General features: G+C 71.2%; 10 protein-coding genes. 7 read left to right on the top strand and 3 right to left on the bottom strand.

All coding sequences use genetic code 11. The features are described from left to right. Window positions 1-211: 211 nt before the first annotated feature. The 3 genes from AB0G35_RS30130 (at window position 212) to AB0G35_RS30120 (ending at window position 2,542) form a co-directional block, all read left to right on the top strand. Window positions 212-1,000 (top strand): GntR family transcriptional regulator, encoded by a 789-nt coding sequence (locus AB0G35_RS30130; RefSeq protein ID WP_360956040.1) that lies wholly within the window; start codon window positions 212-214, stop codon window positions 998-1,000. Between the two features lie 5 nt (window positions 1,001-1,005). Then, window positions 1,006-1,767: a glycosyltransferase gene (locus AB0G35_RS30125; RefSeq protein WP_360956038.1), complete on the top strand. Its 762-nt coding sequence runs from the start codon at window positions 1,006-1,008 to the stop codon at window positions 1,765-1,767. A 262-nt stretch (window positions 1,768-2,029) separates the two neighbouring features. Continuing rightward, complete coding sequence (locus tag AB0G35_RS30120) at window positions 2,030-2,542, top strand: hypothetical protein (protein WP_360956036.1); 513 nt, start codon at window positions 2,030-2,032, stop codon at window positions 2,540-2,542. Window positions 2,543-2,638: 96 nt separating this feature from the next. On the opposite strand, the gene AB0G35_RS30115 is transcribed toward AB0G35_RS30120, so the two are convergent. After that, entirely contained in the window at window positions 2,639-3,886 is a 1,248-nt protein-coding gene (locus tag AB0G35_RS30115) for an amidohydrolase family protein (protein ID WP_360956034.1), read from the bottom strand. Between the two features lie 258 nt (window positions 3,887-4,144). Here AB0G35_RS30115 and AB0G35_RS30110 point away from each other — a divergent pair, with 258 nt between their 5' ends. The 3 genes from AB0G35_RS30110 to AB0G35_RS30100 all read left to right on the top strand — a co-directional run bounded on the left by AB0G35_RS30110 (window position 4,145) and on the right by AB0G35_RS30100 (window position 6,907). Further along, complete coding sequence (locus AB0G35_RS30110; RefSeq protein ID WP_360956100.1) at window positions 4,145-4,594, top strand: DoxX family protein; 450 nt, start codon at window positions 4,145-4,147, stop codon at window positions 4,592-4,594. Between the two features lie 210 nt (window positions 4,595-4,804). Then, window positions 4,805-5,506 (top strand): helix-turn-helix domain-containing protein, encoded by a 702-nt coding sequence (locus tag AB0G35_RS30105; protein WP_360956032.1) that lies wholly within the window; start codon window positions 4,805-4,807, stop codon window positions 5,504-5,506. Window positions 5,507-5,614: 108 nt separating this feature from the next. Next, window positions 5,615-6,907, top strand: coding sequence for a cytochrome P450 (locus AB0G35_RS30100; protein ID WP_360956030.1), 1,293 nt, complete (start codon window positions 5,615-5,617; stop codon window positions 6,905-6,907). Between the two features lie 153 nt (window positions 6,908-7,060). On the opposite strand, the gene AB0G35_RS30095 is transcribed toward AB0G35_RS30100, so the two are convergent. Together AB0G35_RS30095 and AB0G35_RS30090 are read right to left on the bottom strand one after the other, a co-directional pair. Next, window positions 7,061-8,143 carry a hypothetical protein gene (locus AB0G35_RS30095; RefSeq protein WP_360956028.1) on the bottom strand — a complete coding sequence of 361 codons (1,083 nt, stop codon included), beginning with the start codon at window positions 8,141-8,143 and terminating at the stop codon, window positions 7,061-7,063. Between the two features lie 263 nt (window positions 8,144-8,406). Beyond that, window positions 8,407-9,240, bottom strand: a complete 834-nt coding sequence (locus tag AB0G35_RS30090; protein ID WP_360956026.1) for a methyltransferase domain-containing protein — start codon at window positions 9,238-9,240, stop codon at window positions 8,407-8,409. 339 nt (window positions 9,241-9,579) lie between these two features. On the opposite strand from AB0G35_RS30090, the gene AB0G35_RS30085 reads away from it, so the two are divergent. Continuing rightward, window positions 9,580-11,373, top strand: coding sequence for a prolyl oligopeptidase family serine peptidase (locus AB0G35_RS30085; RefSeq protein WP_360956098.1), 1,794 nt, complete (start codon window positions 9,580-9,582; stop codon window positions 11,371-11,373). The last annotated feature ends 130 nt before the right edge of the window (window positions 11,374-11,503 follow it).

The raw sequence follows: 11,503 nt of genomic DNA, 5'->3' as shown, positions 1-11,503 counted from the left end.
TTGCTACTCTTGGCGGCAGCCCGATCGCTGGTGCATCCCCCGTCGCCAGCGATCGGGCGCTTTCATGCCTGCGATTCCCGGTTCGCCCCCCAAGTCGTCAACACCTCTTTATGAGTCGTAGCCTGGTGTCGTCCGTCCGGCCGGCCGGCCGGCGGCCCCGTCAGCCCGCCGGCCCGGACACCGGGGCCCCAGCGACGGGACGGTGAGATCGGTGGCAGTGGCGTACGAGCGGATCGCCGACCAGCTTCGGCAGTCCATCCGCGCAGGTCGGCTGAAGCCCGGGGACCGCCTCCCCGCCGAGGCGAGGCTCGCCGAGGAGTTCGGACGCAGCGTGCCGACCGTCCGGGACGCGCTCCGGGTCCTGCGCGACGAGGGCCTGATCGAGAAGCAGCACGGCCGCGGCAACTTCGTCCGGCGCCCCCGCACCACGACCGTACGCACCAACCTTCGCCACCAGTGGGAGAAGAACCGCGCCCGCCGGCCCCTGGAGGAGCGGGCCCGGACCGGCGCCACCGAGCACGAAACCGGTCTGCACGTCGACGACCTGATCTTCCACGCCACCTACCGCGAGACGCCTGCGGACGGGGACCTCGCGGCGGCGTTCGGCCGCCCCGAGGGCACCCCCCTGCTCGAACGCTCCTACCGGACGCGTTGCGCGGCGGAGAGCGCCCCCTTCAGCCTGGTGACGTCCTACCTCGTCCGCGACCTGATCGCGGCGAACCCGGACCTGCTCGACGCGGCCAACGAACCGTGGCCGGGCGGCTCGCAGGCCCAGCTCGCCACCGTCGGCATCGAGGTCGACCGCATCGAGGAACGGGTCACCGCCCGCCCGCCGACGCCCGAGGAAGCGGAGGAGCTGGAGCTGCCGCCCGGGACCTCGGTGCTGGTACTCCGCAAGACGTCGATCGACGTCCAGGGCCGGATCGTCGACGTCTCGCACGTCGTCCTGCCCGGCGACCGCACGGAAATGCTGTTCACCACTCCCCTGGAAAGGTGGTGAGTGCCGTGCGCCGGCGCATCATCATCGTCACGGCCGTCCACGCCCCCTCGGCGCCTTTCCTCCCGGAGGCCTACGCCTCCCTCCGCGAGCAGGACCTCCCCCGGGGGTGGGAGTGGCACTGGGTCGTCCAGGAGGACGGCCGCACCGACGAGGTCGCCCGTTACGTCCCCGACGACGCCCGGGTGACCTTCCGCCAGGGGCGGGCCGGCGGCCCCGGTGTCGCACGCACCCTCGCCCTGGCACACGCCGAGGGCGAGTACGTCAAGGTTCTGGACGCCGACGACCAGCTGTCGCCCGGCGCACTCGCCCGCGACCTGGCCGCCCTGGAGGGCGACCGCAGCATCGGCTGGGCGACGTCCCGCGTCCTCGACCTGCTGCCCGACGGCTCGACGGCAGGTTTCCCGGGCGATCCCGAGGCGGGCCCGATCGAACGCGGCACCGTCCTCGACTTCTGGAAGGCGAACGACTTCCGCGCCCCGGTCCACCCGGCGAGCCTCTTCGTGCGCCGCGACCTGCTCCTCGCCCTCGGCGGCTGGATGGCCCTCCCCGCCTCGGAGGACACCGGTCTGCTCCTCGCCCTGAACGCCACCAGCCGCGGCTGGTTCTCCTCGGAGGTCGGCCTCCTCTACCGCAAGTGGCCGGGCCAGGCGACCAGCCAGCCCTCCCACACGGACACCGCGGAGCGCGATGCGCGGATGGCGGTCGCGGAGGCCCGGGCACGCGAGCTGGCGCACTTCGACTGGCGCTACCCGAGGGGCGAGGGCTGAGGGCGAGGGCTGAGGGCGAGGCCGAAGGGTGAGGTCGGGAAGGTGAGCGCTGAAAGGTGCGGGGGCGGCTGACGTTCAGCGGCCGGGAACTGCGCGCGAGGGTTCCGCCGTCGCGGCTCTGGTCTGTTGGGGCCCGGCGTGCCACCCTGCCCGGCACCCGTTGGTCGGTCCCGCCGGACGCCGCGTCGGTCGCCGTGGCCGAGGCCGGCAACGGTCGCCGACCACACCCAGCGCCCTCGCTCTGACCGGCAAGGAGACCGCAATGACCGAGCCCAGTGGAGTCGAGCAACGACCACGGAACACCTCGCAGGACGCCCTCATCAGGGCGAGGCATTCCGCACGTGCCCGGAGTGCCTCCGCCCGTACGGCCGCCGCCTGCCGCTTCGCCGGCTTCGCGGCCGACCCGAGCTCCGTGGTAGCCGTGCCGACGGCGGCCTCCGCGAAGGCCGCCAACGCCGTCCGCCTGTCCGCCGACGCGGTCGCCGCCCTGGCCGCGGGCGCACCGGACCCCGCGGCGGACGCCCGTCAGGCACGCAACGCGGCCGCGGCCGCCGTCCTCGCCGCCCAGATAGCCCGCTCCCACGGCGTCAACCAGCTCTGCGACGCCGCGTACGACGCCGCCCTCAAGGCGTCCCTGGCAGCGGGAAGGGCCGCCGGGCGGGACGGCTTGGGGGCCAGTGAGCCGCTCAACGCCGAGGCGGACGCGGCCGAGGCCGAGGCCGTCACCGCGGCCAGGGCCGCCGGCTGGACGTCAGCCTCGTCCCGTCAGAGGTAAGCCCTCGTCCCTTCCCGGCCGTCCGGCACCGCACGGCCCCGAGCCCGGGCCCGCGCGACGCGGTGCCGGACTCGGGGCCGCACCCTTCCCGCCCCCTCATCGCGCCGTTCCGGAACCCCCGCCCTGCTGCCCCTGGTCGAAGGGAAGCTCCAGCATCCGGATCGCGTTCCCGCGCAACAGCTTGTACGTCACCTCGTCCGGCAACCCCGCCACGTGCTCGGCCGCCACCTGCTTCGTGTGCGGCCAGGTCGAGTCGACATGGGGGTAGTCCGTCTCGAACGTCGCATTGTCGACGCCCACGGTCTCGATCGCCTCCACCCCGTGCCTGTCCCGGAAGAAGCAGCAGAAGATCTGCCGGTAGTAGTACAACGAGGGCGGCTCGGGGATCAGGTCCTTCACCCCGCCCCAGGCCCGGTGCTCCTCCCAGACGTCGTCGGCGCGCTCCAGCGCGTACGGGATCCATCCCATCTGGCCCTCGCTGTAGGCGAGTTTCAGCCGCGGGAACTTCACCAGCACGCCGCTGAAGAGGAAGTCCGTCATCGACGCCATCGCGTTGTTGAACGACAGCGCGGCCTGGACCGCGGGCGGCGCGTCCGGTGAGGCCGCCGGCATCTGCGACGACGACCCGATGTGCATGTTCACCACCGTCCCGGTCTCCTCGCACGCCGCGAAGAACGGGTCCCAGTACCCGGAGTGGATCGACGGCAGTCCGAGGTAGGTGGGGATCTCGCTGAAGGTCACCGCCCGCACCCCGCGGGCGGCGTTGCGCCGGATCTCCGCGACCGCGAGGCCGACGTCCCACAACGGGATCAGGCACAGCGGGATCAGCCGGCCGCCGCTGTCCCCGCACCACTCCTCCACCATCCAGTCGTTGTACGCCCGGACGCAGGCGAGCCCGACCTCCTTGTCCTCGGCCTCGGCGAAGGTCTGCCCGCAAAAACGCGGGAACGTCGGGAAGCAGAGCGACGCCTCGACGTGGTTGAGGTCCATGTCCGCGAGCCGCGCCTTGGGGTCCCAGCAGCCACGCCGCATCTGCTCCCGGGTGATCCCGTCCAGCGTCATCTCGTCCCGGGAGAAGCCCACGGCCGCGATGATGCGCTTGTACGGGAAGATCTGCCCGTCGTACTCCCACCAGTCGGTGATCTGACCGTCCGGGTCGGTGGTGAAGCGGTACTTCCCGCCCACGTACTCCAGCTCGCCGATGCCCGCGGTGAACGGCTTCGGCCCCCTGTCCTGGTACTTCTTCGGAAGCCAGGTCTCGAAGAGGTGCGCCGGCTCGATCACGTGATCGTCCACGCTGATGACCTTGGGAAGCTCCGCCGTGCCGCTCTCGTTGCTGATCACGCTGTACCCCCAACTGCCCGCCGGTGCGTCACTACGGGCCCGAATCTGACGACCCATCAGTCCCCTCGGCTCCGAGGCTAGGACCTCGCCCCGGCGACGACAAGGCACGCCCGCCAACTCGCCCTGCGGGACGTGCGGTACGGGGCCTTGCCCTCACCCCGGGAGGCGCCCACAATCTGACACTCCATCAGTTCTCCGTCACGGCTCCACCACTCCACGCGGGACGAATCGAGGGACGACATGGACATCGCCACGGCCGTGCACACGAGCTGGCTCAGCGGCGCCGAGTGGTTCGCGGTCCTCCGGATCGGCCTCGGACTGTGGTGGCTGGAGAGCTGGCGCCACAAGGACAAGAAGACCTGGTTCGCCGGCGGCGGCATCGACTGGGCGGCCGGCATCGCGGCCCGACACCGGTGGCCCGCCGTCCGCAAGAGCTTCGACCGCTTCGTGAAGCCGCACCCCCGCCTGATGGCCCACGTGGTCGCCTACGCCGAACTGGCCCTCGGCCTCGGCCTGATCGCGGGCTTCCTCACACCGGTCGCCCTGATCGCCGGCGCCGTCCTCAATCTGATCTACCTCGCCTTGATGATCCACGACTGGGCGGAACAGGGCCAGAACCTGATGATGGCACTGATCTCGGTCGTAGGCCTGCCGGCAATGAGCTGGCAGAGCTGGTCGCTCGACGGGCTCCTGGGCCTGTTCCGGTAGCCGCTCCCGCAGAGCCGCCGCGACGTCACCCTCCACCGGTCGGCCGGCAGGGCCTGCCCCCGGCCCCACCGACTGTCCGGAAAGCACCTTACGGCTGGTGCGTCGGCGTCCCTAGCCTTGACGCCGTGACCAGATTCGAATTCCGGTCACGGGGTCAAGGCCGGAGGCAGAACCTGACTCCCTCAGGGCGTGCGGGGGAAGGAACAAGCCGTGGAGCGGGCGGAGCGTGCGGAGCGGATCCTGGAGGTGGCCGAGGAGCTGCTGCTCGCCTGGGGATACGCGCGGGTGACGATCGACGAGATCGCCCGGCGCGCCAATGTGGGCAAGGGGACGGTCTACCTCCACTGGAAGACCAAGGACGCACTGCTCCTCGCCGTCATGCTGAAGGTCCAGTCCCGCAGCCAGCAGCGCCAGTTGGCACGGCTTCGCGCCGATCCGCTGGAGGTCCTGCCGAGCCGGATGATGCGTGGGCGGTTCCACGACTTCCTGGACGAGCCCGTGCTGCGCGCCCTGTACACCGACGACTCCGACGTCCTCGGCCGGCTCAACGACCACGCCAAGAAGGAGCTCGCGGAGGTGATCGTCGAGGCCGACCGGACCCTGCGGCGCCATCTTGAGGTGCTGCGCGAGCACGGCCTGGTGCGCACCGACACGGAGGTGCGCCACCAGCAGTACGCGCTGATGGCGATGGCCACCGGGTTTCTCACCGCCGAGACGCTGCTGTACGAGCGAGCCCCCGACACCCCTGAGACGCGTGCGGAGATCCTGGCCCGAACGGTCCGCAGCGCCCTGGAAGCCGACCCCGAGCACGCACACCGGGCCGCCACCGCGGCCGTGCCGGACGTCATCGCCCTCTACGAGCAGTTGGCGGACCTGTGTGCCCGCGAGATGGACCGCCAGGTACGTCGCTGAAGAGCCAGCGGCAGACATGCCGCCGCCGCGAGCGTGACGGCGGCCGGAGACGGCGGCCGGTGACCGACCTCAGCCGCCTCGCCCACTCCCCACGGAGGAGAACGAACGATGTCGGATTTACCCCGCTCCCCGCTCACCGCGCACGCCGGGAAACACCCGGGTGAGCCGCATGTGATGGACCCCGCCCTGATCAGCGACCCCTACGGCGGATACGGGGGGTTGCGCGAGCACGGGCCGGTCGTCCGCGGCCGGTTCATGGACGACTCGCCCGTGTGGTTCGTGACCCGCTTCGAGGAGGTCCGGCAGATCCTGCGCGACCCCCGGTTCGTGAACAACCCGGTCGCCTCCTCTCTGAACGCCCGGCCCGAGGACTCGCCCACGATGCGGGCGTTGGACATGCTCGGCTTCCCCGAGCATCTGCGCGTCTATCTGCTCGGATCGATCCTCAACAACGACGCCCCGGACCACACCCGGCTCCGCCGGCTCGTCACCCGCGCGTTCACCGCACGCAAGATCACCAATCTGCGGCCGCGCGTCGAGGAGATAGCCGACGCCCTGCTGGACCGGCTCCCCGAGCACGCCGAGGACGGCGTCGTCGACCTGATCCAGCACTTCGCGTACCCGCTGCCCATCACAGTCATCTGTGAACTGGTCGGCATACCGGAAGCCGACCGTCCGCAATGGCGCCAATGGGGTGCCGACCTCGTCTCGCTCCAGCCGGACCGGCTCGGCGTCTCGTTCCCCGCGATGATCGACCGCGTCCACGCGCTGATCCGGGAACGGCGCGGCGCGCTCACCGACGACCTGCTCAGCGAGCTGATCCGCACCCATGACGACGACGGCAGCCGGCTGAGTGACGTCGAGATGGTGACGTTGGTCCTCACCCTCGTCCTGGCCGGTCACGAGACCACCGCCCACCTGATAGGCAACGGCACGGCGGCGCTGCTCACCCACCCCGACCAACTGCGCCTCCTCAAGGACGACCCGGCCCTGTTCCCGCGGGCCGTCCATGAGCTGATGCGGTGGTGCGGACCGGTGCACATGACGCAGCTGCGGTACGCCACCGAGGACGTCGAGATCGGCGGCACTCTGATCCACAAGGGCGATGCCGTCCAGCTGATCCTGGTGTCGGCAAACTACGATCCCCGCCACTACACCGACCCGGAACGCCTCGATCTGACCCGTCATCCCGCAGGTCACGCGGAGAACCACGTGGGGTTCGGCCACGGACCCCACTACTGCCTCGGCGCGACGCTGGCCAAGCAGGAGGGCGAGGTCGCCCTCGGGAAGCTGTTCGCCCGCTTCCCCGACGTCTCACTGGCCGTCGAGGCGGAACGCCTGGAACGTGCGCAGACACCGGGTAGTTGGCGGCTGGTGTCCTTGCCGCTGCGGCTGGGCTGAGACGCGCGCCCCGGGGAGGGGGACATCCCCGAGGACGACCAGGCGCAACTGCGCGGGCTGAGACGCGCCCCGGGGAGGGGCAGAACCCGCGCTGCGGAGGGAGGGGCGGCGGGCCGACCGCCGGCCGCCCCGCCGTCTCCACGGTGCGTACCGCTACGTGCCGGCCACCGACGCCCGCCAGATGACCTGGTGCGAGCCCTCTCCCTCACCGTTGAAGATCACCGCTGCCGGCGCGTCCCCCTTCGGCACCAGGTGGACGGAGCACTCGGTCACCACGCCGTTCGGCTTCACCATCTTGTGGGGGACCGCCTCGGGGCACTGGCTGACGCCGGGGCCGCCGATATCGATCAACGTCATCTTCTGCACGGTCCGGCCGGCCGCGGTCTGCAGCGTCACCCCGTCGCTCATGCTGGGCAGCAGGTCGTACTTGCCGCTGTTCCGGTACTGCATCGTCACGTAGTACGGGGTCATCTTCTTCTGGTCCGCGTCCAGATCGAAGCGCCCCAGGTCGGCGAGGGAGCCGGCGCGGACGCTCTTCGGGGTGATCCGCAGCGAGACGGGCCGCTTCTCGGTGTCCTCCGTGACGCCGTCGGCCGGCTGGCCCGCGGGCAGGATCCCGTTGGACGCACCGGCCTCGGCCTCGCCCTCGCCCACCTTCCACAGGAGGGTGTCGCCGCCGTCGTCCTTGTAGGAGACGGTGGTGGGCGGCTGGCCCTTGGGGAGCATGTAGATCTGGCACAGCGCCGACGAGGCGCCGGCCGCCAGCTGCGACGCGCCGCCCTCACGGCACTCGGGCGGCAGGCCGGAGCTCGTGGCCAACGGGTTGGACTGGAACAGCGAGACCGGCTGGGCGGGCTGGCCGTCCGCCCCGTTGACGGAGAAGTTCCGTTCCGGGGACAGGTTCTTGACCGTCTTCTTGCCGGTGTTCGTGTAGGAGAAGGTGAGGTAGTACGGCACCTTCCCCTTCAGGTCGTCGTCCAGCCGGATGTGCGAGAGGTCGGAGTCCGAGCCGCGGGCCAGCCGCGTCGGAGTGATCCGCAGCGGGTGCACCGTGTCGTCGGAGTCGGTCCAGGTGGCCTGGCGGGGCGTCGCCTTCATCGGCAGCGGCTTGGCGGGCGTCACGGCCTCCGACGCCCCCGGCTCCGCCTTGTCCTTACCCGGCCCGCCGCACCCCACGGCCAGCAGCATGAGTGCGCTGAGACCCGCGGCACCCGCGAGACGTATCGGCTTCCGCACGGCATTCCCCCGTTGTTCTGCGATGCTCTTCGTCGTTCTGCGCGGTCCTGCGCTGTTCCGCGCTGTTCCGCGCTGTTCCGCCACTGCTCCGCGCCGGAGTTCCGGAGTTCTGCTGTTCCGGACTTCCGGACTTCCGGACTTCCGGAATCGTTCTGCGATGTCCGGCGTCGTTGTCCGCCGTTGGTTGCCGCCTGTCGGCCGGAACCGGTCCGACACCCTAGCCGCAACGGTACGGACGAACGGCACCACCCCGGGCGAGAAAGTCAACGAGGACGACCGGCCCGCAGCGAGTACATGAGGGGAACGCGGGGGCGGTCGCCGGGGAAGCGGTAGTACCCGTCGTCACCCCGCCGAAGTGCGGCGAACCGCTGGAACACGGTCATGTCGTGCTCGTGCAGGAAGTCGATGCGCAGACCGGCGCCGGCCAGTGCGGAGACGACGTCGCCGAGCGGATGCTGCCATTCGACACTGCGGTTGTTGACCGTCGGAGCATCGAAGTCGGCGTAGGTGCCAGGCACTTCGTCGACCCAGGCGTCACGGCTGAAGTAGTCGTGGACGATCCGCGCACCGGTCTCGTCGTCCAGGATGTCGGCCAGCGGATGGAACTCGGCGAGGTAGAGGAAGCCCCCGGGCGCGACGAGCGAGGCGGCGGTGTCGGCCCAGCGCTCCAGGTCCGGGAGCCAGTTCAGCGCGCCGATACCGGTGTAGACGATGTCGTACGACGCGTCGGGGACCGCTTCGGCCGCGTCGTAGACGTCGGCGGCGACGAAGGCCGCCCGGTCCGGTCCGTAGCCGAGTTCGGCGGCGAGTTCGCGGGCGGCTTCCACGGCCGGTTCGGAGAAGTCCAGGCCGACGACGCGGGCGGCGCCGCGGTGCGCCCAGGAAAGCGTGTCCTGCCCGAAGTGGCACTGGAGGTGGAGCAGGGACCGGCCGGTGACGTCTCCGACCTCCGCGGTCTCGAAGTCGCGGATCACGTCCCGGACCCGGCGGAAGCGCTCCTGGTCATAAAAATCGCTCGCGGTGTGGATGGCCACCCGCTCGTCCCACCTCGCGCGATTGGTCTCCCGCCAGTCGTCGGGCCCGGTGTGTCTTCGCATACCGGGAAGTTATCCACAGGCTTCTGGCCCTCGCCAACGCATTTCGAGCGCCGGGCGCAGAATGGGCGCATGACTGACGAGACGACCGCAGGCCCCGACCGCTCCCCCCACCCGACCCCTTCCTCGGCCGACACCGACCGCTCCGACCGCTCCTTGCGGGCGCCGGCGGACTCGGCCAACCCCATAACGGGCCCGGGCGCGTCGACACCTGACCCGGCCGGCTCACCACAGACGGACACCGCCGGCGCGGCGGACGCCACCGTGACAGACGCCACCGAGGCAGCGGACACCGGTGCCCCGGATGCCGCCAGGTCCGTCATCACCGCCCGCGGCACCGACATGCCGGACTGGGAGAAGCGCTTCCGCGCCCCGCGGATCGGGCTGCCGGACTGGGCCGAGGACGCCCCGGACCGCTCCCTGTTCGTCTCGAACGCCACCGGCACCTTCGAGCTGTACGCCTGGGACCGGGCGACCGGCGCCCAGCGGCAGGCCACGGACCGGCCCAACGGCACGACGGACGGCATGCTCTCGCCGGACGGCGCATGGATCTGGTGGTTCTCGGACACCGACGGGGACGAGTTCGGCGTCTGGATGCGGCAGCCGTTCGCCGGCGGCCCTGACGAGCCGGCCACCCCGGGGCTCGAACCCTCCTACCCGGGAGGTCTGGCCATCGGCCGCGACGGGACCGCGGTCGTCGGCCGCTCCACGGACGACGACGGTTCGACGATCCACGTCGTACGCCCGGGAGAGCCCCCGGTGGAGATCTACCGCCACCGCGAGTCGGCGGGCGTCGGCGATCTCTCGCACGACGGCTCACTGATCGCCATCGAGCACACCGAGCACGGCGATGCGATGCACTCCGCGATCCGCGTCGTCCGGCCCGACGGCTCCACGGTCGCCGAGCTGGACGACACCGACGGCGGCACCAAGGAGCTGGGCCTGTCGGTGATGGGCTTCGCACCGGTGGACGGTGACTCCCGGCTGCTGGTCGGGCATCAGCGCCGCGGCCGCTGGGAGCCGATGCTCTGGGATCCGCTGACCGGCAAGGAGACGGCCCTGGAGATCGACCTCCCGGGCGACGTCGGCGCCGACTGGTACCCGGACGGCTCGGCCCTGCTCGTGGAGCACGAGTACCAGGCACGGAGCGAGCTGTGGCGGTACGACCTCGGCGAGGAGCCGACGGGCGCGATACTGACCCGGGTCGAGACCCCGGCCGGCACGGTCTCGGGCTCGACGGCACGGCCGGACGGCACGGTCGAGTTCCTGTGGTCGTCGGCCGCCCAGCCCCCGGAGGTGCGCTCGACGAGCGGTGCGGTCGTACTGGACCCGCCCGGCATGAAGGCGCCCGGGTCGGTGCCGGTGCGGGACGTCTGGGTCGACGGGCCCGGCGGCCGTATCCACGCCCTGGTGCAGCAGCCCGCGGGCGAGGGCCCGTTCCCGACGGTGTTCGACATCCACGGCGGCCCGACCTGGCACGACAGTGATGCCTTCGCCTCGTCCCCGGCGGCGTGGGTCGACCACGGCTTCGCGGTCGTCCGCGTCAACTACCGCGGCTCGACGGGCTACGGCCGCGCATGGACGGACGCGCTCAAGCACCGCGTCGGGCTGATCGAGCTCGAAGACATCGCCGCGGTGCGGGAGTGGGCCGTCGCCTCCGGCCTGGCGGACCCGGAGCAGCTGGTCCTGGCCGGCGGCTCCTGGGGCGGCTACCTCACCCTGCTGGGACTCGGCACCCAGCCCGGGGCCTGGGCACTGGGCCTGGCCGCGGTACCGGTGGCGGACTACGTCACGGCGTACAACGACGAGATGGAAGCCCTCAAGGCCATGGACCGGACCCTCCTGGGCGGCACCCCCGAGGAGGTCCCGGAACGCTTCGAGGCATCGTCCCCGCTGACGTACGTGGACGCGGTGCGGGCCCCGGTCTACATCTCCGCCGGCGTCAACGACCCGCGCTGCCCGATCCAGCAGGTCGAGAACTACGTCCAGCGCCTGGAACAGCGCAGCCACCCGCACGAGGTCTACCGCTACGACGCGGGCCACGGCTCTCTCGTCGTCGAGGAACGCATCAAGCAGGTCCGCCTGGAACTCGACTTCGCCCAGCGCTACCTGGCCGCCAAGCACCAGAACGCCTGACCGGCAGCTACCGAAGACAGAAGACAAGCAAGCACGGATCACACGCGGAACGGACGCAGGAAGGGAGCAACGACGGAAGTACCGCAAGAAGGGAGGGACGGACGTAGGAAAGGAGGCCGTCGGCCATCCC

Origin of the sequence: Streptomyces sp. NPDC021749 (genome assembly GCF_040640655.1) — a bacterium.
Taxonomy (GTDB): domain Bacteria; phylum Actinomycetota; class Actinomycetes; order Streptomycetales; family Streptomycetaceae; genus Streptomyces.
Note: the sequence above shows the minus strand (reverse complement) of the source record. Positions and strands in the feature narration are given on the sequence as shown.

Excerpts from the sequence above, each read along its gene's own strand:
- AB0G35_RS30120 (WP_360956036.1), top strand. The coding sequence starts at position 2,030 with ATGACCGAGCCCAGTGGAGTCGAGCAACGACCACGGAACACCTCGCAG.
- AB0G35_RS30100 (WP_360956030.1), top strand. The coding sequence starts at position 5,615 with ATGTCGGATTTACCCCGCTCCCCGCTCACCGCGCACGCCGGGAAACAC.
- AB0G35_RS30090 (WP_360956026.1), bottom strand. The coding sequence starts at position 9,240 with ATGCGAAGACACACCGGGCCCGACGACTGGCGGGAGACCAATCGCGCG.
- AB0G35_RS30085 (WP_360956098.1), top strand. The coding sequence starts at position 9,580 with ATGCCGGACTGGGAGAAGCGCTTCCGCGCCCCGCGGATCGGGCTGCCG.